We start from the raw sequence: 25,748 nt of genomic DNA, 5'->3' as shown, positions 1-25,748 counted from the left end.
GAAAAGCCCCGCAGCCATTGTGCTGCGGGGCTTTTTCGTCGGTTGCAGGCGTCAGGCCCGGCGGCGGCGGCGACCCTCGCGCGCGCCGCCTTCGCCGGCGGCAGTCGGGGCGCGGTTGGTGCGGATCCACTCGGCGCCGTTGGGGTCGGTGTTCATCAGGAAGTTGGCGGCGCGGATCGCCTCCATCTCCTTCGAGGACACGGCCTTGGTCGAGCCCATCCCCAGCGCCTGCGCCAGCGCCTCAGGCTCGATGCCTTCGGGGATGACGATGCCGAGGGCGGCGAGCTCGGCGATCTTCTCGTCGAGCTTCTTGCGCGACACCGCCGCCTGCACCGGGTTCATGATCGCCGAGGTCATGCCCGCGGTGATCGCCATCGGCAGGAAGGCGTTGTTGATGCCGTGCCGGTTCGGCAGGCCGAACGAGATGTTCGACGCGCCGCAGGTGGTGTTGACGCCGAGCTCGTCGCGAAGGCGGCGGACGAGCGCGAAGACCTGCTGACCGGCCGTGGCCATCGCGCCGATCGGCATCACCAGCGGGTCGACCACGATGTCATGGGCCGGGATGCCGAAGTCGGCGGCGCGGTGCACGATCTTCTTCGCCACCTCGAAGCGGACGTCGGGGTCCTCGGAGATGCCGGTGTCGTCGTTCGAGATCGCGACGACGGGGACGTTGTATTTCTTGACCAGAGGGAGCACGAGCTCGAGCCGCTCCTCCTCGCCCGTGACGGAGTTGAGCAGGGGGCGCCCCTTGCAGGCCTCGAGCCCGGCCATGAGCGCGCCGGGGACCGAGCTGTCGATGCAGAGCGGCACGTCGACGAGGCCCTGCACGAGCTCGATCATCTGCCGCATGAGGGGCGGCTCGGTCTCGTTCGGGTTGGGGTTCGAGTTGTAGACGACGCCCGCATTGACATCGAGCACCGCCGCGCCGGCCGCGACCTGCTCGAGTGCGTCCTTCTCGACCGTCGAGAAGTCACCGGCCTCGAGTTCGGCCGCGAGCTTCTTGCGCCCGGTCGGGTTGATGCGCTCGCCGATCACGCAGAACGGCTCGTCGAAGCCGATGACGACGGTTTTCGTCTTTGATTCAACGACAGTGCGGGTCATTCTTCAAAGCTCTCCCAAGCTCAGGCAGTGGCCGCGCGGGCGGCAGGAGTGGCGCCGAACCCGGAGGTCCAGTCGGTCGTCGCCTTGATCCCGCCGAGCGGGAAGAAGTGGACATTGGTGATGGCGAAGTCGGGATGGGCCGCCCGATGGGCCGCAAGCTCGGACAGGAACTCCTCGGGCGTGAACGGCAGGACCAGCTTCGTGAGATCCGCCGCCCGGCGCTGGAGCACGCGGATCGACGGGCCGACGCCGCAGGTCATCGCGAACTTGATCATCGTCTGCAGCTTGGCCGGGCCCGCGACGCCGATGTGGACGGGCAGAGCGACTCCTTCGGCCCGAAGCCGGTTGGCCCATTCGATGACCGGCGCCGCCTCGAAGCAGAACTGCGTCGCGATGGCCATCTCGGCGTCGGTGCGCTCAGAGAAGGCCTGCTTCCAGCGCAGCGCCTCCATGACCATGCGGTCCGAGCCGTCGGGATCGATGTCGCGGTTGCCCTCGGGGTGGCCGGCGACGTGGAGGCGTCTGAAGCCCGCCTTGTCGAAGAGGCCCGTCTCCATCAGCTGCATCGAGCAGTGGAACGCGCCCCGCGGCCGATCGACGCCGCCGGCGAGCAGCAGGGCCTGGTCGACCCCTGCCTCGCCCTGATAGCGCGCGATCCAGTCGGCCAGCATCGACGCGTCGGCGATGATCCGAGCCGGGAAGTGCGGCATGACCGGGAAGCCCTCGGCGGCGATGCGCTTCGCGGTGGCCACCATGTCCTCGATGGGCGTGCCATCGATATGGGCGATGTAGACGCGTGTCCCCGCCGGCAGGATCGCGCGGAAGTCCTCGATCTTCTCGGCGGTGCGGGGCATGACCTCGATCGAGAAGCCGTCGAGCATCTCGCGCAGCCCGCCGCGGGGCGTTACGTCCGCGGGCTGCTTGCGCCCGAAGAAATTCAGAATCGTCGCCATCGGGCCGTTCTCCTTCACGGTCAGCGCGGTGCGGCCCAGCCGTCCTGCGCGATCAGCTGCTTGAGGCGGGTCGCATCGTAGTCCCGCTCGATCCGCTCGGCCTCGGCCGAGGCGATCTCGTCCGGCTCGCCCGGCGTCTCGACGGGCTCGCCACGGCGCCACTCGGCGAGATAGGCGTCGGTGTCGCGTGCGCCCACCTTCATCGCGCAGCGGTCAATCGCCTGCTCGAACCGCTCGGGCAACGGGCGCTTCGCGGCCTTGCGCCCTTGCCCGACGATGACCTGCGCGGGGATGTCGCGCCAGTAGACGATCGTGAGCAGCGGCATTTCTCACCCCAGGGTCCGAGCGGGTTTCTCCCGCACCTGATACGCGGATGGCCCCTCGCGGGAGGGATCGATTTCGACGTGATGCGTCGTTTCTGCGACGTCACCCGAGGCATGACCACCCCTTGTCGGAAATACATCTTGAGATGTCGCATCCCGCGCAATACCTTGCCAGAGAAATTCCGCAATCCGGGAGACGCGGCCGTCCTGTTGCAGCCTTGCATCGGGTCAGGTCGACACCGGGAGACCCGCAGGCACGCAGGACCATGGCAACGTCGAACCCGAGCCCTCGAATCAGCTTCGAGTTCTTTCCGCCGAAAACCCCGCGGGCTGCGGTGCAGCTTTGGGAGTCGGTCGAGCGCCTCGCGCCGCTCGCGCCCGCGTTCGTGTCGGTGACCTACGGGGCCGGCGGCACCACGCGCGACCGAACCCTGGCCGCAATCCTTGCGATCCGCGAGCGCGCGCGTCTCGAGGTGGCGGGGCACCTGACTTGTGTCGGCGCGAGCCGGGACGAGGTGCTCAAGGTTGCGCGGGGCTATGCCAAGCTGGGCTGCCGCCGGATCGTGGCGCTGCGGGGCGACCCCCCGGCGGGTGCGGGCAGCTTCCAGCCGCATCCGAGGGGCTTCGCGGGTTCCGTCGAACTGGTCGAGGCGCTGGCCGGGACGGGGCAGTTCGAGATCTGGGTGGGCGCCTATCCCGAGAAGCATCCCGAGGCGGCGGATACGCGCGCGGACATCGAGCACCTCAAGCGCAAGATCGACGCGGGCGCTGCCGGCGCGATCACCCAGTTCTTCTTCGAGAACGAGACCTTCTACCGCTTCCGCGACGCCTGCGTCGCGGCCGGCATTTCGGCGCCGATCCTGCCCGGCATTCTGCCGATCGACGATTTCGAGAAGACCGCAGGCTTCGCCGCGCGCTGCGGCGCCCATGTGCCGGAGTGGATGCACCGCGCCTATGGCCATGCCGAGACGGACGAGGCGCATGACCTTCTGTCCGTCGCCATCGCCGCCGAGCAGTGCGACGATTTGCTGGCGAACGGCGTGCCGCATCTGCATCTCTACACCCTGAACAAGCCCGAGCTTCCCTGGCGCGTCTGCCGGGCCCTGGGCGTCGAGCCGCATCCGATGCGGATGGCGGCAAGCTGCGGCTGAACGTTCAGGTTTTTCACGCTGCCCCTTGCTGCGGTCATCCTCTGGTCATAGAGCTTGAGGCATGAGCCCGGACTTGCGGCGGAAGGCGGACGGTGGACAGGGGTGAGACCAGCGCAGAGGGCGATGCCGCCCCGCCTGATGGGCGGGGCGACGCGCAACCCCGCCTCGCCCGCCGCGGCGCCGAGCGAACCCGCCCGATCGCCGCGCTCGATCTCGGCACCAACAACTGCCGCCTGCTGGTCGCCGCCCCGCGCGACGACGGCTTCGAGGTGATCGACGCCTTCAGCCGGCCGGTCCGGCTTGGCGAGGGGGTCGAGCACTCAAACGCACTCTCGCCCGAGGCGCAGGACCGCGCGATCAAGGCGCTCAGGATCTGCGCGGCAAAGATCCGGCAGCACCGGGTCGCCGCCTCGCGCGTCGTCGCGACCGAGGCCTGCCGCCGGGCGACGAATGGGCGCGCCTTCGTGCGCCGCGTCGTGCGTGAGACGGGGCTGCCCATGGCCATCATCTCGGCCGAGGACGAGGCACGCCTTGCCGTGGCGGGGTGCGCCCCCCTGATCGACCCCGAGGCCGAGCAACTCCTGGTATTCGACATCGGTGGCGGCTCGACCGAGCTGATCTGGGTGGACATGTCACACACGCCGCCGTCGCGGCGGCAAGCGCTGATCCGCGCGCTGGCGCCCCTCGGGCCCGGCGCCGAGTGCGACACCGCGCGGGCCGCGGCCGCGCATGTTACTGACTGGATCTCGGTGCCCATGGGCGTCTCGACATTGCAGGACCGCTTCGGGCACATCGACGGCGATGCCGAGCGGTTCGGCGCCATGTCGGCGCATTTCCGCGAGCGCCTTGCCCCCTTTCGCCCCGTCGCGTCGCCGCCGGGCGGCGCCCGGCCGGGGCGCCTGCAGATCATCGGCGTCTCGGGCACGGCCACCACCTATGGAGCGCTGCATCTGGGGCTGAGGAGCTACGACCGCGCGCGCGTCGATGGCATGTGGCTGCCGGGCGAGCGTGCCGCGGCGCTGACCGAGCGCCTTATCGCCATGGGGCCGCAGGGGCGCGCGCGCCATCCCGGAATCGGGCTCAGCAGAGCCGATCTCGTGATCTCGGGCGCGGCGATCCTGATGACGGTCCTCGATCTCTGGCCCGACGCGAGGCTGCGGGTGGCCGACCGCGGGTTGCGCGAAGGCATGCTCTACGGCCTGCTGCGCGAGCGCATGCGCGGGTTCGCGGAATGACGGACGGCAAGGGAAAATCGGGGCGCGGCGAGCGCACGCTGAAGACGCGCGTCAAGACGGCGAAGGGCAGGCGGCTCAGTTCGACCCTGTGGCTGCAGAGGCAGCTCAACGATCCCTATGTCCTTCGTGCGAAGAAGGAGGGCTATCGCGGCCGGGCGGCCTACAAGCTGATCGAGATCGACGATCGCTTCCATATCCTGCATCCGGGCGCGCGGGTCGTGGACCTTGGCTGCGCGCCGGGCGGATGGTGCCAGGTCGCTGTCGCGCGGACCAACGCCGACGGCGCGCGCAGCGGCAAGCCGCGGGGCTTCGTGCTCGGTATCGACCTCCAGGCGGTCGAGCCGATCGCCGGGGCCGAGATCATGCAGCTCGATTTCCTTTTGGAAGGCGCCGATCAGGCCGTGCGCGCCCAGCTTGATGGCCCAGCGGACGCGGTGCTCTCGGACATGGCGGCGGCGGCCTCCGGGCACAAGCGCACCGACCATCTCAAGATCATGGCCCTTGCCGAGGCGGCGGCGCATTTCGCCTTCGACGTGCTGGCACCCGGCGGCGCCTTCGTGGCCAAGGTCCTGCAGGGCGGGACCGAGAACCAGCTCCTCGCGCTCCTCAAGCAGCGCTTCGAGCAGGTGCAGCACTTCAAGCCGCCCTCGAGCCGGAAGGATTCGTCCGAGATGTTCGTGGTCGCCACGGGCTTCCGGGGCGAATCTAAGGCTGTGCCCGGCGCTCGCGATGAGGCGGATCCGGGCGGGGACGAGTCCGACTCGGAGGAGTGGTCGCCGCTCTGAGCGGCGGGCGGCGGTGCCTGTCCCTTGGCGCACGAGGATCTCGCACAGGGGCCCGAACGGGGCCCTTGACGCCGCCCCCGGCGGAGCGCATCTGAGCGCCGCCGCGGCCATCGCGGTGGCGCGCTTGGCATCTTCATGATCGGCAATCTCGACCTCAAGACCTCGGGCGATCCCGTCGCGGACCGCCGCTATTCGTATGGCGAGATGTTCCGCTCCGCCGGCGACCTCTCGGCAGCCGCCGACCTGTTCCTGCAAACCGCGGCCCTCGTCCCCGCCTGGGCGCCGGCATGGGTCGCCCTCGGCGATGTCGAGAGCGAGCGTGGTGACAGCAAGGCCGCCCTCGACGCCTGGCGCCGCGCGCTCGCGGCCGACCCCGCGGACCGCGTTGGCGTCGAGCTTCGGCTGGCCCGCGCGGGCCTCGCACCGGTGCCCGACCTGCCGCCCGAGGGCTGGGTGCGCGCGCTCTTCGACGACTACGCGCCCGGCTTCGACCGCGCCCTGGTCGAGCGGCTGGGCTATGCGACACCGGGAACCATCCGGGCGCTGCTCGACGAGGTGGCACCCGGCCGTGCGCTGCCGCGGGTGCTCGATCTTGGCTGCGGCACGGGACTGACGGGCGAGGCCCTGCGCCTCCGGGCTGGCTGGCTGGAAGGCGTCGATCTCGCGCCGGGAATGCTCGCACAGGCGCGGGCGAAGGGGGTTTTCGATGCGCTGAGCGAGGGCGAGGCGGTGCGCTTCCTCGACGCGGGGTCCGAGCCATTCGACCTCATCGTCGCGGGCGACATGGCGCCCTATCTCGGCGCGCTCGATGCCCTGTTCGCGTCGACAGCGCGCAGGCTGGGGCTGCGTGGGATCTTTGCGCTGAGCGTCGAGACCGGCGCCGATACGGCATCGCCTCCCGGCTGGCGCCTCCGCCCGACGCTCCGCTATGCCCATTCCGAGGGGTACCTGCGCGCGCTCGCCGCATCGGCCGGGCTGTCCATCCTCGCGCTGAAGCCGGCGCCCTTGCGCCGCGACGCCGGCGCGTGGGTCGAGGGGCTGGTCGGGCTGTTCGAGCGGCCGCGCCCGCTATCGGCCGACCCGATCGTCCCGCCGGCGATGGCGCGGGTCCGGCGCGCTCGTGGCGCCTGAGCCCGCGACCGGATCAGCCGGATAGCGCCGCCTCGATCAATGCCGGATCGACCTCGAAGGCCTCGTCGCGGTCGCCCGCGCCGCCAATCACCGGGACGTGGTGAAGGCTGCGCTGGCGGCAGATCCACCAATAGGGGCTTTTCAACTTGTTCGCCGGGAAGATCTCGATCACCCGCGCCTCCGGGGCGGTGAACAGCAGGTTCGCGAGCCCCGCGCCATGCACCGACACGATGACGCGCGCGGCGCGAAACATCGCGATCTGCGCGGCATGATTGGCATCGGTGGCGACCAGAGTCTCGAAGCCGTTCCGCGCCAGCATCTCGGCGACGGCCGCCTCGTTGCGCAGGCGCCTCAGCTTCGCGCCACCCCGCGAGAGGAACAGGCGCGGCCCGCTCGCGCGCTCGGGCGGCCCATATTGCGCTTCGAACAGCGCCCCGAGCCGGGCCACGGCCGCGGGCGGCAGTTCGGGCCATTCCCAGTGGTTGTTGCCGGGGAAGTAGATCACCGCGCTGTCGGGAAGCGCCAGGCTCCCGTCGGGCATCTCGCGCAGCGTGAGACGTGCGTCGGCCGCCGCGAGCCCCTCGAGCAGCGCACGCTCGACGCGCGATCGCGGCCTGCGATGGACGAGGGTGATCGGCTCGCCTCCCAGTTCCGGCCTGTCGAGCATGTCGAGAAGCCGGATGCCGTTCTCGACGATCTGGTGGAAATAGTTGTCCGTCGGAATTGGCACGGTCACCCGCCCGTCGATGCGGATGCGCGGCCGCCCGATCCGCGCGCTGGTCGCGTTCCAGTTGGCATAGCTGCCGCGCAGCAGGACCGTGCGCCCAAGCTCGGGCAAAAGCACCAGCCCTGTCGCGACATCGACCCAGGGCCGCTCGTAGAACTCCATCCGCGCGCCGGCTCGCACGCCGCCGGGCAGCGTGAGGTCATCGGCCGTCGCGTCGTTCGCCAGGCAGGCCGCAAGGAATTCGCGCTCGGCCTCGATTTCCGCCGCCGGCACGGAGCGCACCTCGTCGATCAGCACCCGGTCCGCGGCCTCCAGCATCCCGATGCCCTTCGGGAACATGCCCAGGCCCCTGCCCAGTGGCGGAATGACCGCGATCAGCCGGCACAGCAGCCACCACCGCAGGAAACGCGCATTGAGCACCCCTCTGAGGCGTGATTTCGCGCGCGGCATCGTCTCGCCTCCCCTTCCCTTCGCCGGTGACCGAGCTGCATCTAGGCAGTGCCCGGGCCCTGCCGGCGGGGCGCTATCGGCCTCCGAAGGCTTCGGCCAGCCTTCTGCGCATGAGCTTGCGGAGCGGATAGGCCCGCCGGTCAACATAGAATGGCATGGCAAGCGCCAGCAGCGCCCGGTCGACGACGCTCCACTCGCGCGCCGCGATCTCGGCGGCGCAGAATCTTGCGAAATCGCGCCGCAGGCCAGTCAGTTCCGCCGCGCTGGAGACGCGCTGGCGCGCCGCCCGGCTGGGCGCGCGCGGACGGATGGTCTGGTGGAAGACCGTCTCCGCGCTGCCGCGGATGGCGTGGTCGAGGATCAGCGGGAACAGCACGGCATGGTCCCAGGCCCAGACATGCGGGAAGCCGCGCGCGACCGCGTCGAGCCGCTCGATCAGGCAGCCCCGGTCCCAAAGACCGTAGACCCAGCTCGGATGGCAGGTGAAAAGCTCGCGGAGCGTGCCTGCGAGCCCCGCGCTGCGGCTGCGATACGGCCAGAGCTGGCACTGAGCGCCGCTCGCGGTGCGGCTCTCGACGCTGCAGACGGCGAGACGGATCCCCGGCTCGGCATCGAACAGGCGGACCAGTGTCTCGAGGAATTCGGGGGCCGAGGTGTCGTCATGCGCGCGCCACATGAACAGGGGCGCCTCGGCCTGGTCGACCAGCAGGCGGAAGTTCTGCACCACCGGCAGCGTCTGCGGCTGGCGCAGATGCACGAAGCGCGGGTTGCGCGCCGCGAACCCGGCGGCGATCTCGGGCGTCCGGTCGGTCGAGCCGTTGTCCGAGATCAGCACGGTGAAGTCCGTGAACGTCTGCGCGCGCAGCGACTCCAGCGCCTCCGCCAGCATGTCGCCGCCATTCAGGACCGGAACGCCGATCGCCACCCGCGCCATGGACCGTCTGCCCCCTCATGTTGAGCGGCTTCTAGCGCGGATTGCGCCACGGTGCCACATCGAGGGTTGTCGCAGGCCGCCGAGCCAGGGTCGCGCGCGCCGCGGGACGAAACATCTTCCCAATCCGTCGCCAACGTGAGATAGGGAGCCGCCAACACCGACATCCCCCAAGGAGAACCCGGATGGAGATTCGTGAGGCACTCACCTTTGACGATGTGCTCTTGGTCCCCGGTGCGTCCGAGGTCATGCCGGCGGATGCCGATACGCGCACCCGCGTCACCGCCGAGATCGAGCTCAACATTCCGCTCCTGTCATCCGCGATGGACACGGTGACCGAGGCGCCGATGGCGATCGCGATGGCGCAAGCGGGCGGCATGGGCGTGATCCATCGCAATCTCGACATCGAGGCGCAGGCGACTGCCGTGCGTCAGGTCAAGCGCTTCGAGTCCGGCATCGTCTACAACCCGATCGCGCTGCGCCCCGACCAGACGCTGGCGGATGCGCAGGCGCTGCAAAAGCAGTATTCGATCACCGGCTTCCCTGTCGTTGACGGCGAGGGGCGGCTCGCGGGCATCCTGACCAACCGCGACATGCGCTTTGCCGAGGACATGCGCACCCCGGTCTCGGCGCTGATGACGGCCGAGGATCTCGCGGTGGTGCGCGAGCCGGTCGATCTCGACGAGGCCAAGCGGATGCTGCAGGCCCGCCGGATCGAGAAGCTCCTCGTGGTCAACGAGCGCGGCGAATGCACGGGGCTCCTGACCGTCAAGGACATCCAGAAGGCCGTGCTCAACCCGATGGCCTGCAAGGACGCGATGGGGCGGCTCCGCGTCGCCGCCGCCTCGACCGTGGGCGATACGGGCTTCGAGCGCTCGATGGCGCTGATCGACGCGGGCGTCGATCTCATCGTGATCGACACGGCGCATGGCCATTCCGGCGCCGTCGCGCGGGCAGTCGAGCGCATCAAGGCGCGGTCGAACGCGGTGCAGGTTGTCGCCGGCAACGTCGCGACCGCCGAGGCCACGCGCGCCCTGATCGGCGCGGGCGCCGACGCCGTGAAGGTGGGCATCGGCCCGGGCTCGATCTGCACCACCCGCATCGTCGCGGGCGTGGGCGTGCCGCAGATGACGGCGGTGATGGACTGCGCGGGCGAGGCCGCGCGCACAGGCCAGCCGGTGATCGCGGATGGCGGGATCAAGTTCTCGGGCGATCTCGCCAAGGCGATCGCCGCGGGCGCGCATTGCGCCATGATCGGCTCGATGCTCGCCGGCACCGACGAGGCGCCGGGCGAGGTGTTCCTCTATCAGGGCCGCAGCTACAAGTCCTATCGCGGCATGGGCTCGGTGGGCGCGATGGCGCGCGGCTCGGCCGACCGCTACTTCCAGAAGGAAGTGGCGAGCGAGAAGCTGGTGCCCGAGGGCGTCGAGGGTCAGGTACCCTACAAGGGCGCGGCCGGCAATGTGCTGCACCAGCTGGTCGGCGGCCTGCGCGCCGCGATGGGCTATACCGGTCATCGCAGCATCGAGGCGATGCGCGGCAAGTGCCGTTTCGTGCGGATCACCAATGCGGGCCTGCGCGAGAGCCATGTCCACGACGTGATGATCACGCGCGAGAGTCCGAACTACCGCAACTCCTGATGACGCCCGGAGCCCGCGTCGCCGCCGCGATCGCCATCCTCGACGACTGGCTGGCGGGCGGGGACGGCGCCGATCGGCTGCTGGCGGCATGGGGCAGGGCGAGCCGGTACGCGGGGTCGGGTGACCGGCAGGCGGTCGCGGATCTTGTCTACGACGCGCTGCGCCGGCTGCGCTCGACCGCTTGGGTCGCGGGGGCGGATACGCCGTCGGGGCGTTCCGCGCTGATCGGCTCGCTGCGCCTCGACGGCAGAGACCCGGCGCCGCGCTTCACCGGCGAGGGCCATGCACCCGCGCCGCTGGCGTCCTGCGAGGCGCCGCGCGATCTCGCCGCCGCGCCCGAGGCCGTGCGCCTCGACCTCCCCGACTGGCTGATGCCGCATCTCGAAGCCGTGCCGCGCGCCGCGCTCGAGGCGTTGCGTCACCGCGCGCCGCTCGATCTGCGCGTGAACCGGCTCAAGGCCGATCCGCCGGCGGCGGTTGCGGCGCTCGCGGCCGAGGGCATCGCCGCGGTTCCCGGCCCGCTGGCCCCGGACTGCCTGCGCGTGACCGAAGGGGCGCGCCGGGTCGCGCGGAGCCGCGCCTATCTCGATGGCCTCGTCGAGATCCAGGACGCCGCGAGCCAGGCGGTGGCGGCGATCTCGCCGCCGCAGCCGGGCGAGACGGTGCTGGACTTCTGCGCCGGCGGGGGCGGCAAGACGCTGGCGCTCGGTGCCGCGATGGCGGGGCGCGGGCGGCTCGTGGCCCATGACATATCGGCCGCGCGTCTGGGCGCGCTCAGGCCGCGCGCCGAGCGGGCAGGGCTGGCAGTCGAGTGTCTCCCGCCCGGAGCCACCGGCTCCGTCGCCGGTGCCTGCGATCTCGTCTTCGTCGACGCGCCGTGCTCGGGCAGCGGCGCGTGGCGGCGCAATCCCGATGCGAAATGGCGCCTGACGCCGCAGCGTCTCGATGCGCTCATTGCGACGCAGGACCAGGTGCTCGACGACGCCGCGCGGGCCGTGCGCCCGGGCGGGCGGCTGGTCTATGCCACGTGCTCGATCCTTGTGGAGGAGAACGCCGCGCGCGTTGCGGCCTTCCTTGCGCGCGACAAGCGTTTCACCCTCGAGGGCGCGCCGCTCGCGCTCCTGCCCGGCGAAGATGCGGGTGACGGGTTCTTCGCCGCCATCCTGCGACGCGCCTGAGCTGCCGCGCGCGATAACGATTGATTAAGCGCTTTCGCGCGACAACTCTCGGGGGCGCAACGCTTCCCAGCGCGTCCGAGGAGGTCATGGCACAGCCCTTCCGCATCCTGCGCATGCAGCCGGAACTCGGCGTCGCAGGCCTTGGCATCCTGCTAATCGCGCTGCTCTGGGCGATCGGCTGGACCTGGAGCGCCGATGGCGGCACGCCGATCCTGCGCCTTGCGATGATGACCGGTGGGATCGGGCTCATCACGGCGCTGGTGGGCCTTGCGGTCGCGGGGCTCGCGGCGCGGCCGGCGGGCCTGCCCGATGGCCTGCCGGACACCGACGAGCCGGCCGTGCTTGCCCAGATCGGCGGCCAGGTGATCGGCGCGAATCGCGCGATGGCGCGGATCGCGCCATCCGGCGCGCGGCGGGTCGAGGGGATGCTGGGCGCGGCGGTCGAGACCGACGCGCGCATGATCTACCGCCTCGCCCGCGGCGCGGCCTCGATCGGCTTCGCATTCGAGGAGGTGCGCGCCCGTGACGGCGGGGCGCTGCGCTATCTCGTCGCCAGCCGTGCCGGACCGGGCGCGGTGGTCTGGACCCTGGTTGCGCCCGAGACGCTCGCGAATGTCATGCCCGCCTCGATCGCGGGGCGCTACGAGACGGCGCCCTTCTGCCACGCCGTGCTGCAGGGCGACCGGATCCTCGCCACGAACCTGCGGTTCCGGGCGATCTTCGGGCCCGACCCGCGCCGGGCGATCGCGCCCCTGATGGCCGAAGGACTGCCGCGCGCCGGGCGCTTCCTCCTGCCGCACGCCGATGGCAGCTACCGGCTGATGCGCGCCTTCGTCGTGACGCCGGGCGGCGGTGCCTCGGCCGACGGGATCGCTCCTCCGACCGACCTCTTCCTGTTCGAACTGGGCAACGAGGAATCGGCGCGCCGGGGCTCCAGCGTCGGGCTCGAGCGCATCCCCGTCGCAGTGCTGCAGATCACCCCCGAAGGCCGCGTCGTCTGGCTCAACGAGGCGGCACGGCGGATGCTTGGCGGCGACATCCCGCCCGGATGCGACCTCGCCGGGCTCGTGTCGCTGCGGGGGCGCCCGTTCGCGAGCCTCGTCGACGAGGCGATGATCGGCGGGCTCCAATCGACGGTCGAGATGGTGGCGCTGCGCGGCCCGGAGGGGGAGACCTTCGCGCAGATCTCGCTGATCCGCAGCGACATCGACGGCGCCCCGATGCTGCTCGCGGTGCTGACCGATGCGAGCGAGCTGCGCCAGCTCGAGGACAAGTTCGCCCAGAGCCAGAAGATGGAAGCGGTGGGCAAGCTCGCCGGCGGGGTGGCGCATGACTTCAACAACCTCCTCACCGCGATTAACGGGCACTGCGACCTGCTGCTGATGGGGCGCGATGCCAGCCAGCCCGATTATGCCGATCTCAACCAGATCAAGCAGAACGCCAACCGCGCGGCGGCGTTGGTGCGCCAGCTCCTGGCCTTCTCGCGCAAGCAGACGCTCAATCCCGCGCTCATCTCGCTGCGCGAGGTGGTGTCCGACACGCTCTACCTGCTGGTGCGCCTGATCGGCGACCGTGTGCATCTTGCGCTCGACCATGCGCGCGATGGCGATGCCTGCCATGTCCGGGCCGATCGGCAGCAGGTCGAACAGGCGCTGATGAACCTCGTGGTGAATGCCCGGGACGCGATGCCTTCGGGCGGCACGGTCACGATTTCGACGCGGCGGCGCGATTTCTTTCTCGACGAGGCCCGTCAGGACACCGTGATCCCCCGCGGCGCCTATGTCGAACTTGCCGTCGCCGACGAGGGCACCGGGATCGAGGAGAGCGTGATCGGCAAGGTCTTCGACCCCTTCTTCACCACCAAGCCCCAGGGCGAGGGGACCGGGCTCGGCCTCTCGACCGTCTACGGCATCGTCAAGCAGTCGGGCGGTTTCGTCTTCGCCGAGAACCGCGCCGAGGGCGGTGCCTGCTTCCGGATCCTGCTGCCGCAGGCCGATGCCGGCGCCGAGGCTCCGGCGCCCGAGCCGGCCGTCGCGAAGCCTGACCTGACGGGGCAGGGGGCGGTACTTCTGGTCGAGGACGAGGCCTCGGTCCGCTCGGTGGCGGCGCGGGCGCTGACCCTGCGTGGCTACCGCGTGACGGCGGTCGATTCGGCGCGCGATGCACTGGCGCTGGTCGCCCAGCCGGACCATCCGATCGACCTCGTGGTCTCGGACGTGATGATGCCGGGCATGGACGGCCCCAGCTTCGCAGCCGGGGCGCGGGCCATCCGGCCGGGGCTGCGGGTGCTGTTCATCTCCGGCTATGCCGAGGAAGCCTTTCGCAGGTCGATGGACGACCCGGATTACGCCTTCCTCGCCAAGCCGTTCACGATCGCCGAGCTGACCGCGAAGGTGAAGGAGGTGCTTGCCGAGCGGGCTGCTCCATCTCGCGAGCCCCATCCGCATGCCCCCCGCGATTAACGGTTCGTCAACCGTTCCGCCCTCAACTGGCGCGGGCAGGACAGGAATTTGTTCTTCCTTTGTCCCGGTCTTTGTGTGAACATCCGCAGAACATCGGGCAAATTGCGCGCCCGGGGGTGATGTGGAATAAGGGGTGCACCGGAATGGACCAGTCGATCCTCAAGCTGGATGAAAGGCGTGGCATGGACAAGCAGAAGGCTCTCGAATCCGCCCTGGCGCAGATCGAGCGGAGTTTCGGCAAGGGCTCGATCATGAAGCTGGGCCAGCAGGGCGCGGCGATGGACATCGAGGCCATCTCGACCGGCTCGATCGGGCTCGACATCGCGCTCGGGATCGGCGGGCTGCCCAAGGGGCGGATCATCGAGATCTACGGGCCGGAAAGCTCCGGCAAGACCACGCTGGCGCTCCACACCATCGCCGAGGAGCAGAAGAAGGGCGGCATCTGCGCCTTCGTCGATGCCGAGCACGCGCTCGACCCGGTCTATGCCCGCAAGCTGGGCGTGAACATCGACGAGCTCCTGATCTCGCAGCCGGATGCGGGCGAGCAGGCGCTCGAGATCACCGACACGCTGGTCCGCTCGGGCGCCGTCTCGGTCGTGGTGGTCGATTCGGTCGCCGCGCTCACGCCGAAGGCCGAGCTCGAGGGCGACATGGGCGACGCGCAGGTGGGCGCGCAGGCCCGGCTGATGAGCCAGGCGATGCGCAAGCTGACCGCCTCGATCAGCCGCTCGAAATGCATGGTGATCTTCATCAACCAGATCCGGATGAAGATCGGCGTGATGTTCGGCAGCCCCGAGACGACGACGGGCGGCAACGCGCTCAAGTTCTATGCGAGCGTGCGCCTCGACATCCGCCGCATCGGTGCCATCAAAGACCGCGACGAGACCGTGGGCAACCAGACGCGCGTCAAGGTGGTCAAGAACAAGGTTGCGCCCCCCTTCCGGCAGGTCGAGTTCGACATCATGTATGGCGAGGGGATATCGAAGACCGGCGAGCTGATCGACCTCGGCGTTAAGGCGGGCGTGATCGACAAGTCGGGCTCGTGGTTCTCCTATGGCGACCAGCGCATCGGCCAGGGACGCGAGAACACCCGCCAGTTCCTCAAGGAGAACGCCGACATCGCCCTCGCCATCGAGGACAAGATCCGCGCCGCCCATGGCCTCGACTTCGACATGGCCGCGGACGACGTGATGGAGGCCTGAAGCCTCCTGACGCCGGCCCGCGGCGAGATCGCCCAAGCGCATCTCCCACACGGCGCCGCGCAACGATGCTCGCGGCACCGCTGTGCTCCAGGCGCGGCGGGCGTGCCTGCGCGGCTCCGGGTCCACCGGGTCGGGCAGGCTGGCCCGCCCGGGGCGTTGCGCGGATGTCGCCAACGAGGCCGCGTCAAGCCTCCCTCCATTTGGCACGGTGCGGCCGCGCGCGGGGGAAGGCCGATCCCCGCGCGGCATGGACACCCGTCCGGGCGCGCGATAAGAGAACGCCTCTGAAAAGCCCCTTCGCAGACTGGTGCAGCCATGGCGTCGCTCAACGAGATCCGCTCGACCTTCCTCGACTATTTCGCGAAGCACGGGCACGAGATCGTCGCCTCGTCGCCGCTCGTGCCGCGCAACGACCCTACGCTGATGTTCACGAACGCCGGGATGGTGCAGTTCAAGAACGTCTTCACCGGGCTCGAGCACCGCGATTACGTTCGCGCCGTGACCAGCCAGAAATGCGTGCGCGCGGGCGGCAAGCACAACGATCTCGACAATGTCGGCTACACCGCGCGGCATCACACGTTCTTCGAGATGCTGGGGAATTTCTCGTTCGGCGACTACTTCAAGGAGCTGGCGATCCCGCTCGCCTGGGACTTGATTACCAAGGAGTTCGGCCTCGCGAAGGATCGCCTGCTGGTCACCGTCTACCACGACGACGACGAGGCCGCGGGGATCTGGAAGAAATACGCGGGGCTGCCGGACGAGCGCATCATCCGCATAGCCACATCGGACAACTTCTGGTCGATGGGGCCGACCGGTCCCTGCGGCCCGTGCTCCGAGATCTTCTACGACCACGGCCCCCAGATCGCCGGCGGCCCTCCCGGAAGTCCCGACGAGGACGGTGACCGCTTCATCGAGATCTGGAACCTCGTGTTCATGCAGTTCGAGCAGTTCGAGGACGGGCGGCGCGAGAGCCTGCCGAGACCCTCGATTGACACCGGCATGGGACTCGAGCGCGTGGGCGCCGTGCTGCAGGGCAAGCACGACAACTACGACACGGACCTCATGCGCGCGCTGATCGAGGCCTCGGCCCATGCGACCGGCATCGATCCCGACCGGCCGGACGCGCGTGTGCACCACCGGGTGATTGCCGACCACCTGCGCTCGACCTCGTTCCTGATCGCCGACGGCGTGCTGCCCTCGAACGAGGGGCGCGGCTACGTCCTGCGCCGGATCATGCGCCGCGCGATGCGCCACGCGCATCTGCTGGGGGCCGACCGCCCTGTCATGCATCGCCTCGTCCCGGAGTTGGTGCGCCAGATGGGACAGGCCTTCCCCGAGCTCGGCCGCGCGCAGGCGCTGATCGCCGAGACGCTCGAGCTCGAGGAGCACCGCTTCCGCCGCACCCTCGACCGCGGTCTCGGCCTGCTCGAGGACGAGCTCGCCGCGCTGCCCGCGGGGGCGCCGCTGCCGGGCGAGACGGCTTTCAAGCTCTACGACACCTTCGGCTTCCCGCTCGATCTCACGCAGGACGCGCTGCGCGAGAAGGGCCGCACGGTCGACACCGCGGGCTTCGACAAGGCGATGGCCGAGCAGAAGGCCAAGGCGCGCGCCGCCTGGGCGGGCTCGGGCGAGGCGGCGGAGGAGGGCCTCTGGTTCGACCTGCGCGAGGAGATCGGCGCGACCGAGTTCCTCGGCTACGACACCGAGAGCGCCGAGGGTGTCGTCCGCGCCATCGTCTCGGGCGGCGCCCGGCCCGAGCGGCTGACCAGCGCGCAGGGCGAGGGAACCCCGGTCCTCGTCGTCATGAACCAGACCCCGTTCTACGCCGAGTCGGGCGGCCAGGTGGGAGACGCGGGCCTGATCGCGACCCGCACCGGGCGCGTGCGCGTTACCGACGTGAAGAAGCGCGCGGGCGATCTCTTCGTGCATCTCGGCGTCATCGAGGCGGGCGAGATCGTGCAGGGCGAGGCGGCCGAGCTCACCGTCGCCAGCGCGCGCCGCGCGGCAATCCGCGCCAACCATTCCGCCACCCACCTGCTGCACGAGGCGCTGCGTGGCGCCCTTGGCGACCACGTTGCCCAGCGCGGCAGCCTCGTCGCGCCCGACCGGCTGCGCTTCGACTTCGCCCACACCAAGGCGATGGCGCCTGACGAGATTCGCCGCGTCGAGCGCGAGGTCAACGCCTATATCCGCCAGAACGCCGAGGTCGTGACCCGGATCATGACGCCCGACGAGGCGGTCGGGCAGGGCGCCCGGGCGCTGTTCGGCGAGAAGTATGGCGACGAGGTGCGCGTGGTCTCGATGGGCGCGCGGCCCGAGGGCGAGGCGGGTCCGGCCGGCCGCACCTATTCGCTCGAGCTCTGCGGCGGCACCCATGTCGCGCGCACCGGCGAGATCGGCATGTTCGTGGTCACGGCCGAGGCAGCCTCGGCCGCCGGCATCCGCCGGGTCGAGGCGCTGACCGGCGAGGCGGCGCTCGAGCACATGAGCGCACAGGGCCAACGGCTTGGCGAGGCCGCATCCGCCCTCAGGGCGCGACCGGAGGAGATTGGCGAGCGTGTCCGTGCGCTGATCGACGAGCGCCGCGCCATGGAGGCCGAGATCGCGGCGCTCAAGCGCCGGATCGCGCTCGGCGGTGGTGGCGCCGCGGGGCCCGAGGCCCGCGAGGTCGGGGGCGTTCGCTTCCTCGGCCAGGTGCTCTCGGGCATCAACCCCAAGGACCTGCGCGGGCTGATCGACGAGCACAAGAGCCGGCTCGGCTCGGGCGTGGTCGTCTTGGTCGCCGACACCGACGGCAAGGCCGCGGTTGCCGCGGGCGTGACCGAGGATCTGACCTCGCGCGTCTCGGCCGTCGATCTCGTGCGCGCCGCAGTCGAGGCGGTGGGTGGCAAGGGCGGCGGCGGACGACCCGACTTGGCGCAAGGCGGCGGTCCCGAGGGGGCGAAGGCGCAGGCCGCGGTCGAGGCGGCCGAGCGGGTCCTTGCCGGCTGAGGCGGCGCGTCGCAGACTGTGCTCCCGGATGCCCGGCCGCAACGGAGTCGGGCGCCTCGCGCGTATCACGCTGACATGTGACCGCAACGGAGACAGGACCATGAAAAAGATCTTCCTCGCAGCGGGCGGCGCGCTCGCCGTCGCCGCCATCATTCCGCTCGCGGCTCTCGCCGAGGGGGGAAGCGGCGGGGGTTCGGGGCGCCAGCATGGCGGCATGATGATGCATGGCGGCGACGGGGGCGGGGGCCATGGCGGCATGCATGGCCGGCAGGGCGGCAAGTCCGGCATCCTCGACCTGATCGAGACCTACGACGCCGATGGCGACGGCAAGGTCACCCAGGCCGAGGTCGATGCGTTCCGCGCCGACCGGCTCAAGTACTTCGACAAGGACGGCGACGGCATGCTGACATTGGCGGAATACGAGGCGCTTTGGCTTGACGCGATGCGCGAGCACATGGTCGACCGCTTCCAGGGCCACGACGACGATGGCGACGGCAAGGTGACCGCCGCCGAATTCGGCAAGTCTTATCGCCACATGGTGATCCTGCGCGACCGCAACGGCGACGGAGCGATCAGCCTGGACGACGCCGGTGGCCGCGGCATGGGTCACGGCGGCAAGGGCAAGGGCAAGGGGATGGGCATGGGCGGCGGGATGCAGCAGAAGCCCTGACCCCGATCCGGGACGAAATGGAAAAGGGCGGCCCGAGGGCCGCCCTTTTCATGGTCCCGCCTCGCGGATGCTCACATCAGCATCGACATCGGGTCCTCGAGATAGGCTTTCACCGCGTCGAGGAACTGCGCCCCCAGCGCGCCGTCGATGACCCGGTGGTCGACCGACAGGGTGACCGACATCACGGTCGCCACCGCCAGTGCCCCATCCTTCACCACCGGCTTCTGGACGCCCGCGCCGACCGCGAGGATCGAGGCGTGCGGCGGGTTGATCACCGCGTCGAAATTGTCGATCCCGAACATGCCGAGATTCGAGATCGCGAACGCCCCGCCCTGATATTCCTGCGGCGCCAGCTTGCGGTCCCGCGCCCGGGCGGCGAGATCCTTCATCTCGGCCGAGATGGCCGAGAGCGATTTCGCCTCGGCATCGCGGATGATGGGCGTGAACAGCCCGCCCTCGATCGCCACGGCGACCGCCACGTCGGATGCCTTGAACTGCAGCACCCGGTCACCCGCCCAGGCTGCGTTGCAGCCCGGAACCTGCTGCAGCGCGAGCGCACAGGCCTTGATGACGTAGTCGTTGACCGAGAGCTTGATGCCGCGCTTCTCGCCCTTGGCGTTCATCTGACCGCGCAGCTTCAGCAGGGCATCAAGCTCGATGTCGCGGCGCAGGTAGAAATGCGGGATGGTCTGCTTGGCCTCGGTCAGGCGCGCGGCGATCACCTTGCGCATGCCGTCGAGCGTGACTTCCGTGTAGGCGCGGTCGGCGTAGATCTTCTTGACCGCCTCGGCCGCCGGTCCCGCGGGCATCGCCGTGGGTGCAGGGGCGGGCGCGGCCTTCGGCGCCTCGGCCGCAGGCTTGGCGCCAGGCTTCGCGGCCTCGACATCGGCCTTCACGATCCGGCCATGCGGGCCCGAGCCCTTGATGGCGGCAAGGTCGAGCCCCTTCTCCGCCGCGATCCGGCGGGCAAGGGGCGAGGCGAAGATCCGCCCGCCATCCGCCGCCACGGGCGCCGCGGGTGCGGGTGCGGGTGCCGGGGCGGCCGGGGCCACGGGCTCGGGTTTGCCCGCGCCGTTCGACTTCGCTGCCGCGCCGTCCCCGGACGTCGTGGCCGGGGCGCCGCCCGCGCCGATGCTTGACGCGTCCTCGCCTTCCTCCAGCAGGACGGCGATCACCTCGTTGACCTTCACGCCCTCGGTGCCCTCGGCGACGAGAATCTTGCTGACCACGCCCTCGTCGACGGCTTCGACCTCCATGGTCGCCTTGTCGGTCTCGATCTCGGCGATCACGTCGCCCGAGGCGACGCTGTCCCCCTCCTTGACGTTCCACTTGGCGAGCTTGCCCTCTTCCATCGTCGGCGAGAGGGCGGGCATCAGGATATCGATGGTCATGGTCGCCCCCTCAGCGGTAGCAGACGGACTTGGCGGCCGCGACCACCTCGTCGGTGGTCACGAGCGCCAGCTTCTCGAGGTTCGCCGCATAGGGCATCGGCACGTCCTTGCCGGTGAGGTTGATGACCGGCGCGTCGAGGTGGTCGAACGCCTCCTGCATCAGCACCGCCGAGATGTGGTTGCCGATCGAGCAGGTGGGCCAGCCTTCCTCGATGGTGACGCAGCGGTTGGTCTTCATCACCGAGCGGATCACTGCGCCCCGGTCCATCGGCCGCAGGCTGCGCAGGTCGATCACCTCGGCCGAGATGCCCTCGCCCGCCAACCGCTCGGCGGCCTCCAGCGCATAAGTCATGCCGATGCCGAAGCTCACCAGCGTGACGTCCGTGCCTTCGCGCCAGACCTTGGCCTTGCCGATCGGGATGGTGAAGTCCTCGAGGTCGGGCACCTCGAAGGATTTCCCGTAGAGAATCTCGTTCTCAAGGAAAATCACCGGGTTCGGGTCGCGGATGGCCGACTTGAGCAACCCCTTCGCGTCCGCCGCCGAGTAGGGCATGCAGACCTTGAGGCCGGGGATCTGCGCATACCACGCCGCATAGTCCTGGCTGTGCTGGGCCGCGACGCGCGCCGCCGCCCCGTTCGGGCCGCGGAACACGATGGGGCAGCCCATCTGTCCGCCCGACATGTAGAGCGTCTTGGCGGCCGAGTTGATGATGTGGTCGATCGCCTGCATGGCGAAGTTGAAGGTCATGAACTCGACGATCGGCCTCAGCCCCCCGAAGGCCGCGCCGACGCCGATGCCGGCGAAGCCGTGCTCGGTGATCGGCGTGTCGATCACGCGGCGCTCGCCGAACTCGTCCAGCAACCCTTGCGTGATCTTGTAGGCGCCCTGGTATTCCGCGACCTCCTCGCCCATCACGAAGACGCTGTCGTCGCGGCGCATCTCCTCGGCCATCGCGTCGCGCAGGGCCTCGCGGACGGTCTGCGTGGTCATCTTCGTGCCCTCGGGCCAGTCGGGCGAGGTGTCGGCCACCGGTGCGGCGGCGGGTGCCGCCTTCGGCTCGGCCGGCGCCTTCGCCTCGGCTGGCGCGGGCGCAGGAGCGGCCGCACTCTTGCCGGCGCCGTCGAGCGCCGAGGCGTCCTCGCCATCGGCCAGCAGGATCGCGATCACCTCGTTGACCTTGACCCCCTCGGTCCCCTCGGCGACGACCAGCTTGCCGACGACGCCCTCGTCGACCGCCTCGACCTCCATCGTGGCCTTGTCGGTCTCGATCTCGGCGATGATGTCGCCGGACGAGACGCTGTCGCCCTCCTTCACGTTCCACTTGGCAAGCTTGCCCTCCTCCATCGTGGGAGAGAGCGCCGGCATCAGCACTTCGATCGTCATGTGGTGTCCCCTCCCGCTCAGGCGTCGGCGTAGATGTCGGTCCAGAGTTCGTCGAGCGCGGGCTCCGGGCTCTCCTGCGCGAACTTCGCGGACTCGTTGACCTCGGCCTTCACGTCCTTGTCGATTTCCTTGAGCTTGTCGTCATCGGCGACGCCCTGCTCCAGCAGCACCTTGCGCAGCGCCTCGATCGGGTCGCGCGTCTCGCGCATCTTCGAGACCTCCTCACGGGTGCGGTATTTCGCCGGGTCGGACATCGAGTGGCCGCGATAGCGGTAGGTCTTCATCTCGAGGATGTAGGGCCCCTTGCCAGAACGGCAGTGCTCGAGCGCGCGCGCGCCCGCCTCTCGCACGGCCAGCACGTCCATGCCGTCGACTTCCTCGCCCTTGATGCCGAAGGCCTCGCCACGGGTGTAGAGCGCGGGGGTCGAGGTCGAGCGCTTCTGCGCCGTGCCCATGGCGTACTGGTTGTTCTCGACCACGAAGATGACCGGCAGCTTCCACAGCGCGGCCATGTTGAAGGTCTCGTAGATCTGGCCCTGGTTGGCCGCGCCGTCGCCGAAATAGGTCAGCGAGACCTGGTCCGAGCCGCGATACTTGTTGGAGAAGGCGAGCCCCGCGCCGATCGGCACCTGCGCGCCCACGATCCCGTGGCCGCCGTAGAACTCGGCCTCCTTCGAGAACATGTGCATCGAGCCGCCCTTGCCCTTGGAATAGCCGCCCTCGCGCCCGGTGAGCTCGGCCATCACCCCCTTGGCGTCCATCCCGGCGGCCAGCATGTGCCCGTGGTCGCGGTACGAGGTGACCACCTGGTCGCCCTTCTTGCCCGCGCCCTGCAGGCCGACGACGACCGCCTCCTGCCCGATGTAGAGGTGGCAGAACCCGCCGATCAGGCCCATGCCGTAAAGCTGCCCCGCCTTCTCCTCGAAGCGGCGGATCAGCAGCATGTCGCGATACATGCCCAGCATCTCCTCGGGAGAGGGGCTGTTCGATTTCCGCCGTGTTCTGGGACTAGCCATCGGGTTCCTCCGTGTGACGCATTCTTCTCACCGGCATGCCTGCGCCGCCACCGCGACGAGGGCATGCGAGGTCCCCGGGCACGGCGCATCGGCTCGGGACTTTAGCGGGAGTGTAGGGGGTTCGCACGCGAGATTGAAATCAGTTCGTTGCGAATTCCGGCCGCCGGCGCTGATTTCCTTGCACGCTGTTCCCCGACGTCATGCCGATGGGCGGCGCCGATCAGCGGATCACGATCTCGTCGCCGCGCACATAGCCCAGCACGCTGCGCGCGCGCTCCTCCAGCAGGTCGAGGTCGAGATAGCTCTCGTCGAGCCGGCGCACGCGGTTCTCGAGGGCGGCGTTCTCGGCCTCGAGCGCCGCGAGTTCGGTCTCGAGCGTCGCGATGCTGCGCTCGGCGTCGTGCAGCGCAGTCAGGCCGCGCTCGCCCTGAAGCCCCGAATGAAGGAAGCCCAAGGCTGCAAGCAATATCAGGATGAAGAACAGCGGGACCAGCACCTGGCCCCATTCCAGCCTACTCATCTCACCCCAATCCCTTTACGCGGCTGGTGCCACGGTGCCGCTTCTCGCGGTCATCGAGCTCACCATGCCGAAATCCGCCCCAGGATTGAAACGGGTTTTTCGCGCGCCCCGGCTATTTTGGCGCGATGTGTTGCGGAAGCCCCTCAAGGGGCTTGCGGCGGATCGGGGCCGCTCCCACATGCGCCAGCGCGCCAGCATGGCGTGACAGGGGTCCAAGGGGCCACATCCATGATCATCGAAATCTTCTTGCCGCTCGTGCTGGGCGGCGCACTGCTTGCGGGCGGTGGCGAGGCGCTCGTGGCCGGAGGCGCGGGAACCGCGCGCCGGCTGGGGCTCTCGCCCATCGTCATCGGTGTCCTGCTGATCGGCTTCGGCACCTCGACGCCCGAGCTTCTGACCTCGATCGAGGCCGCGCGGCTCGGCTCGCCCGATATCGCGCTCGGCAACGTGATCGGTTCGAACACCGCGAACATCCTGCTGATCGGTGGGGTCGCGGCGCTGCTTGCGCCGATGGCGCTTCAGCGCGAGCATTATCGCTTCGATCTGTGGGTGGCTGTCTTCGTCGCCCTGACACTCGGGCTCGCCATGCTCGCCGGGCCGCTCACGCCGATGCTGGGCGCGTTGTTCCTGCTGTCGCTCGCGGTCTATGCGCTGGTCGCCCTCGCGCGCGGGGGCACGGCCTCGGACGAGCCGGTGGAGATGCGCCCGGTGCTGTGGCGCTCGCTCCTGATCGCGGCGGGCGGGCTCGTTGCCGCGCTCCTCGGAGCGCGGCTGTTCGTCGAGGGCGCGGTCGAGCTTGCCCGCATGTTCAGCATCTCCGAGGCGGTGATCGGTGCCACGATCGTCGCGGTGGGCACGTCGCTGCCCGAGCTTGCGACCTCGGTGATGGCGGCTCGGCGTGGCCACCCCGAGCTTGCCGTCGGTAACATCCTGGGCTCGAACGTCTTCAACATCCTCGGCGTTCTCGGCGCGACGCTGATGGTGGGCGAGATCGCTCCCTCGGCCGAGGCAGTCTGGCGCGACATGCCGGCCATGCTGGCGGCGACCGCCGCGCTGGTCTTCGTCATCCTCGTGCGCGGCCGCATGTCGCGCGCGGGCGGCGTGGCGCTGATCGCGGGCTATGCCGGTTATCTGGCGCTGATGCTCTGACGAACGAAAACGGCCCCGGAGTCGCCCCCGGGGCCGTCATCCTTGCCGCCGCTCAGCGGTCGCCGCGCGGGACGACCGAGGTGCCGGCATAATGCGCGGCCTCGCCCAGTTCCTCCTCGATGCGGATGAGCTGGTTGTACTTAGCCAGCCTGTCCGAGCGCGCGAGGCTTCCCGTCTTTATCTGCCCGCAGTTGGTCGCGACCGCGAGATCGGCGATGGTCGCGTCCTCGGTCTCGCCCGAGCGGTGCGACATCACCGCGGTGTAATGCGCGCGGTGCGCCATGCGAACGGCCTCGAGCGTTTCCGAAAGCGAGCCGATCTGGTTGACCTTGACCAGCACGGAATTGGCGCAACCAAGGTCGATGCCGCGCTTGAGCCGCTCGACATTGGTGACGAACAGGTCGTCGCCCACAAGCTGGCACTGCTTGCCGATGATGTCGGTCAGGGCGTACCAGCCGTCCCAGTCGTCCTCGGCCATGCCGTCCTCGATCGAGATGATCGGGTAGTCGGCGACCAGCTTCTGGAGATAGGCGGCCATCTCGCCCGAGGTGAGCTCGAGCCCTTCGCCCGTCATGCGGTAGAGCCCGGCCTCGGCGTCGTAGAACTCGGTCGAGGCGGCATCGAGCGCCAGCGCCACTTCCGCGCCCGGCTTGAAGCCCGCCTTCTCGACCGAGGACATGATGAAGTCGAGCGCCTCGCGCGACGAGCCGATATTGGGCGCGAATCCGCCCTCGTCGCCCACGTTCGTGTTGTGCCTGGCCTGCTTCAGCCCCGCCTTCAGCGTGTGGAAGATCTCGGCCCCCCAGCGCACGGCCTCGGCGATCGAGCCCGCGGCCACCGGCATCACCATGAATTCCTGGATGTCGATGGGGTTGTCGGCGTGTTGGCCGCCATTGAGGATGTTCATCATCGGCACCGGCAGCGTGCGAGCCGAGACGCCCCCGACATAGCGGTAGAGCGGCAGGCCGGACGAGGCCGCCGCCGCCTTCGCCACCGCCAGACTCACACCCAGGATGGCGTTGGCACCCAGCCGCGACTTGTTGGGCGTGCCGTCGAGCTCGATCATCATCTGGTCGAGCGACTTCTGCGCCAGCGCGTCGGTGCCGGCCAGCGCCTCGAAGATCTCGCCGTTCACCGCCTCGACGGCCTTCAGCACGCCCTTGCCCTTGTAGCGCGCGGGATCGCCGTCGCGCAGCTCCACCGCTTCGTGCGCGCCGGTCGAGGCGCCCGAGGGCACGGCCGCGCGCCCCTCGGCGCCGTCCTCCAGCAGCACGTCCACCTCGACGGTCGGGTTGCCCCGGCTGTCCAGGATCTCGCGCGCGGTGATGTCGATGATGACGCTCATGGGGTGCCTCCCT

General features: G+C 69.7%; 21 protein-coding genes. 11 read left to right on the top strand and 10 right to left on the bottom strand.

The window, feature by feature from the left end:
* Positions 1 to 51: 51 nt before the first annotated feature.
* From M1105_RS01025 to M1105_RS01015, 3 genes are read right to left on the bottom strand one after another with little or no spacing between them, the layout of a single operon-like run.
* Positions 52 to 1,101: a methyltetrahydrofolate cobalamin methyltransferase gene (locus tag M1105_RS01025; protein ID WP_249578485.1), complete on the bottom strand. Its 1,050-nt coding sequence runs from the start codon at positions 1,099 to 1,101 to the stop codon at positions 52 to 54.
* A gap of 20 nt (positions 1,102 to 1,121) precedes the next feature.
* The gene (locus tag M1105_RS01020; RefSeq protein ID WP_249578484.1) at positions 1,122 to 2,054 is read right to left on the bottom strand and encodes a methylenetetrahydrofolate reductase; all 933 of its coding nucleotides are present in this window, start codon (positions 2,052 to 2,054) and stop codon (positions 1,122 to 1,124) included.
* A 20-nt stretch (positions 2,055 to 2,074) separates the two neighbouring features.
* A complete protein-coding gene (locus tag M1105_RS01015) occupies positions 2,075 to 2,380 on the bottom strand; it encodes a virulence factor (RefSeq protein ID WP_249578483.1) in 306 nt (101 codons plus the stop codon).
* 263 nt (positions 2,381 to 2,643) lie between these two features.
* On the opposite strand from M1105_RS01015, the gene metF reads away from it, so the two are divergent.
* The 4 genes from metF to M1105_RS00995 all read left to right on the top strand — a co-directional run bounded on the left by metF (position 2,644) and on the right by M1105_RS00995 (position 6,679).
* Positions 2,644 to 3,528: a methylenetetrahydrofolate reductase [NAD(P)H] gene (gene metF, locus M1105_RS01010; protein WP_249578482.1), complete on the top strand. Its 885-nt coding sequence runs from the start codon at positions 2,644 to 2,646 to the stop codon at positions 3,526 to 3,528.
* Between the two features lie 92 nt (positions 3,529 to 3,620).
* Positions 3,621 to 4,763, top strand: coding sequence for a Ppx/GppA phosphatase family protein (locus M1105_RS01005; RefSeq protein ID WP_249578481.1), 1,143 nt, complete (start codon positions 3,621 to 3,623; stop codon positions 4,761 to 4,763).
* Positions 4,760 to 5,548, top strand: coding sequence for an RlmE family RNA methyltransferase (locus M1105_RS01000; RefSeq protein ID WP_249578480.1), 789 nt, complete (start codon positions 4,760 to 4,762; stop codon positions 5,546 to 5,548). The genes M1105_RS01005 and M1105_RS01000 overlap by 4 nt, the downstream gene beginning before the upstream one ends.
* A 135-nt stretch (positions 5,549 to 5,683) precedes the next feature.
* A complete protein-coding gene (locus M1105_RS00995) occupies positions 5,684 to 6,679 on the top strand; it encodes a methyltransferase domain-containing protein (RefSeq protein WP_249578479.1) in 996 nt (331 codons plus the stop codon).
* 13 nt (positions 6,680 to 6,692) lie between these two features.
* Here M1105_RS00995 and M1105_RS00990 read toward each other — a convergent pair whose 3' ends face one another.
* Positions 6,693 to 7,856 (bottom strand): glycosyltransferase family 61 protein, encoded by a 1,164-nt coding sequence (locus M1105_RS00990; RefSeq protein ID WP_249578478.1) that lies wholly within the window; start codon positions 7,854 to 7,856, stop codon positions 6,693 to 6,695.
* A gap of 73 nt (positions 7,857 to 7,929) precedes the next feature.
* Complete coding sequence (locus M1105_RS00985; protein WP_249578477.1) at positions 7,930 to 8,790, bottom strand: glycosyltransferase family 2 protein; 861 nt, start codon at positions 8,788 to 8,790, stop codon at positions 7,930 to 7,932.
* Between the two features lie 182 nt (positions 8,791 to 8,972).
* On the opposite strand from M1105_RS00985, the gene guaB reads away from it, so the two are divergent.
* The 6 genes from guaB to M1105_RS00955 all read left to right on the top strand — a co-directional run bounded on the left by guaB (position 8,973) and on the right by M1105_RS00955 (position 18,930).
* Positions 8,973 to 10,427, top strand: a complete 1,455-nt coding sequence (gene guaB, locus M1105_RS00980) for an IMP dehydrogenase (protein ID WP_249578476.1) — start codon at positions 8,973 to 8,975, stop codon at positions 10,425 to 10,427.
* The gene (locus M1105_RS00975) at positions 10,427 to 11,605 is read left to right on the top strand and encodes an RsmB/NOP family class I SAM-dependent RNA methyltransferase (protein ID WP_249578475.1); all 1,179 of its coding nucleotides are present in this window, start codon (positions 10,427 to 10,429) and stop codon (positions 11,603 to 11,605) included. Before guaB ends, M1105_RS00975 begins: the two co-directional genes overlap by 1 nt.
* An 86-nt stretch (positions 11,606 to 11,691) precedes the next feature.
* Positions 11,692 to 14,067, top strand: a complete 2,376-nt coding sequence (locus M1105_RS00970) for a hybrid sensor histidine kinase/response regulator (protein ID WP_249578474.1) — start codon at positions 11,692 to 11,694, stop codon at positions 14,065 to 14,067.
* Between the two features lie 143 nt (positions 14,068 to 14,210).
* A complete protein-coding gene (gene recA / locus M1105_RS00965) occupies positions 14,211 to 15,269 on the top strand; it encodes a recombinase RecA (protein ID WP_319936752.1) in 1,059 nt (352 codons plus the stop codon).
* 315 nt (positions 15,270 to 15,584) lie between these two features.
* Positions 15,585 to 18,260, top strand: a complete 2,676-nt coding sequence (gene alaS / locus M1105_RS00960) for an alanine--tRNA ligase (RefSeq protein ID WP_249578473.1) — start codon at positions 15,585 to 15,587, stop codon at positions 18,258 to 18,260.
* Between the two features lie 100 nt (positions 18,261 to 18,360).
* Positions 18,361 to 18,930, top strand: a complete 570-nt coding sequence (locus tag M1105_RS00955) for an EF-hand domain-containing protein (RefSeq protein WP_249578472.1) — start codon at positions 18,361 to 18,363, stop codon at positions 18,928 to 18,930.
* A gap of 71 nt (positions 18,931 to 19,001) precedes the next feature.
* Here the strand turns inward: M1105_RS00955 and M1105_RS00950 are convergent, their stop codons facing one another.
* From M1105_RS00950 to M1105_RS00935, 4 genes are all read right to left on the bottom strand, one after another.
* The gene (locus M1105_RS00950) at positions 19,002 to 20,321 is read right to left on the bottom strand and encodes a pyruvate dehydrogenase complex dihydrolipoamide acetyltransferase (protein ID WP_249578471.1); all 1,320 of its coding nucleotides are present in this window, start codon (positions 20,319 to 20,321) and stop codon (positions 19,002 to 19,004) included.
* A gap of 10 nt (positions 20,322 to 20,331) precedes the next feature.
* Positions 20,332 to 21,705 carry a pyruvate dehydrogenase complex E1 component subunit beta gene (locus M1105_RS00945; RefSeq protein WP_249578470.1) on the bottom strand — a complete coding sequence of 458 codons (1,374 nt, stop codon included), beginning with the start codon at positions 21,703 to 21,705 and terminating at the stop codon, positions 20,332 to 20,334.
* Between the two features lie 17 nt (positions 21,706 to 21,722).
* Entirely contained in the window at positions 21,723 to 22,721 is a 999-nt protein-coding gene (gene pdhA, locus M1105_RS00940) for a pyruvate dehydrogenase (acetyl-transferring) E1 component subunit alpha (protein ID WP_249578469.1), read from the bottom strand.
* A gap of 220 nt (positions 22,722 to 22,941) precedes the next feature.
* Positions 22,942 to 23,241: an FtsB family cell division protein gene (locus M1105_RS00935; RefSeq protein ID WP_249578468.1), complete on the bottom strand. Its 300-nt coding sequence runs from the start codon at positions 23,239 to 23,241 to the stop codon at positions 22,942 to 22,944.
* A gap of 228 nt (positions 23,242 to 23,469) precedes the next feature.
* Here M1105_RS00935 and M1105_RS00930 point away from each other — a divergent pair, with 228 nt between their 5' ends.
* Entirely contained in the window at positions 23,470 to 24,390 is a 921-nt protein-coding gene (locus tag M1105_RS00930) for a calcium/sodium antiporter (protein ID WP_249578467.1), read from the top strand.
* A 52-nt stretch (positions 24,391 to 24,442) separates the two neighbouring features.
* On the opposite strand, the gene eno is transcribed toward M1105_RS00930, so the two are convergent.
* Positions 24,443 to 25,735, bottom strand: coding sequence for a phosphopyruvate hydratase (eno, locus tag M1105_RS00925; RefSeq protein ID WP_249578466.1), 1,293 nt, complete (start codon positions 25,733 to 25,735; stop codon positions 24,443 to 24,445).
* Between the last annotated feature and the right edge of the window lie 13 nt (positions 25,736 to 25,748).

Source organism: Thermohalobaculum sediminis (genome assembly GCF_023487995.1).
GTDB lineage: Bacteria > Pseudomonadota > Alphaproteobacteria > Rhodobacterales > Rhodobacteraceae > Thermohalobaculum > Thermohalobaculum sediminis.
Note: the sequence above shows the minus strand (reverse complement) of the source record. Positions and strands in the feature narration are given on the sequence as shown.

Coding starts and splice junctions, on each gene's coding strand:
- guaB (WP_249578476.1), top strand. CDS start 8,973: ATGGAGATTCGTGAGGCACTCACCTTTGACGATGTGCTCTTGGTCCCC.
- M1105_RS00995 (WP_249578479.1), top strand. CDS start 5,684: ATGATCGGCAATCTCGACCTCAAGACCTCGGGCGATCCCGTCGCGGAC.
- M1105_RS00975 (WP_249578475.1), top strand. CDS start 10,427: ATGACGCCCGGAGCCCGCGTCGCCGCCGCGATCGCCATCCTCGACGAC.
- alaS (WP_249578473.1), top strand. CDS start 15,585: ATGGCGTCGCTCAACGAGATCCGCTCGACCTTCCTCGACTATTTCGCG.
- M1105_RS00985 (WP_249578477.1), bottom strand. CDS start 8,790: ATGGCGCGGGTGGCGATCGGCGTTCCGGTCCTGAATGGCGGCGACATG.
- M1105_RS00955 (WP_249578472.1), top strand. CDS start 18,361: ATGAAAAAGATCTTCCTCGCAGCGGGCGGCGCGCTCGCCGTCGCCGCC.
- M1105_RS00950 (WP_249578471.1), bottom strand. CDS start 20,321: ATGACCATCGATATCCTGATGCCCGCCCTCTCGCCGACGATGGAAGAG.
- M1105_RS00990 (WP_249578478.1), bottom strand. CDS start 7,856: ATGCCGCGCGCGAAATCACGCCTCAGAGGGGTGCTCAATGCGCGTTTC.
- M1105_RS01025 (WP_249578485.1), bottom strand. CDS start 1,101: ATGACCCGCACTGTCGTTGAATCAAAGACGAAAACCGTCGTCATCGGC.
- metF (WP_249578482.1), top strand. CDS start 2,644: ATGGCAACGTCGAACCCGAGCCCTCGAATCAGCTTCGAGTTCTTTCCG.
- M1105_RS01020 (WP_249578484.1), bottom strand. CDS start 2,054: ATGGCGACGATTCTGAATTTCTTCGGGCGCAAGCAGCCCGCGGACGTA.
- M1105_RS00935 (WP_249578468.1), bottom strand. CDS start 23,241: ATGAGTAGGCTGGAATGGGGCCAGGTGCTGGTCCCGCTGTTCTTCATC.
- eno (WP_249578466.1), bottom strand. CDS start 25,735: ATGAGCGTCATCATCGACATCACCGCGCGCGAGATCCTGGACAGCCGG.
- M1105_RS00930 (WP_249578467.1), top strand. CDS start 23,470: ATGATCATCGAAATCTTCTTGCCGCTCGTGCTGGGCGGCGCACTGCTT.
- M1105_RS00970 (WP_249578474.1), top strand. CDS start 11,692: ATGGCACAGCCCTTCCGCATCCTGCGCATGCAGCCGGAACTCGGCGTC.
- pdhA (WP_249578469.1), bottom strand. CDS start 22,721: ATGGCTAGTCCCAGAACACGGCGGAAATCGAACAGCCCCTCTCCCGAG.
- M1105_RS01000 (WP_249578480.1), top strand. CDS start 4,760: ATGACGGACGGCAAGGGAAAATCGGGGCGCGGCGAGCGCACGCTGAAG.
- recA (WP_319936752.1), top strand. CDS start 14,211: ATGGACCAGTCGATCCTCAAGCTGGATGAAAGGCGTGGCATGGACAAG.
- M1105_RS01015 (WP_249578483.1), bottom strand. CDS start 2,380: ATGCCGCTGCTCACGATCGTCTACTGGCGCGACATCCCCGCGCAGGTC.
- M1105_RS00945 (WP_249578470.1), bottom strand. CDS start 21,705: ATGACGATCGAAGTGCTGATGCCGGCGCTCTCTCCCACGATGGAGGAG.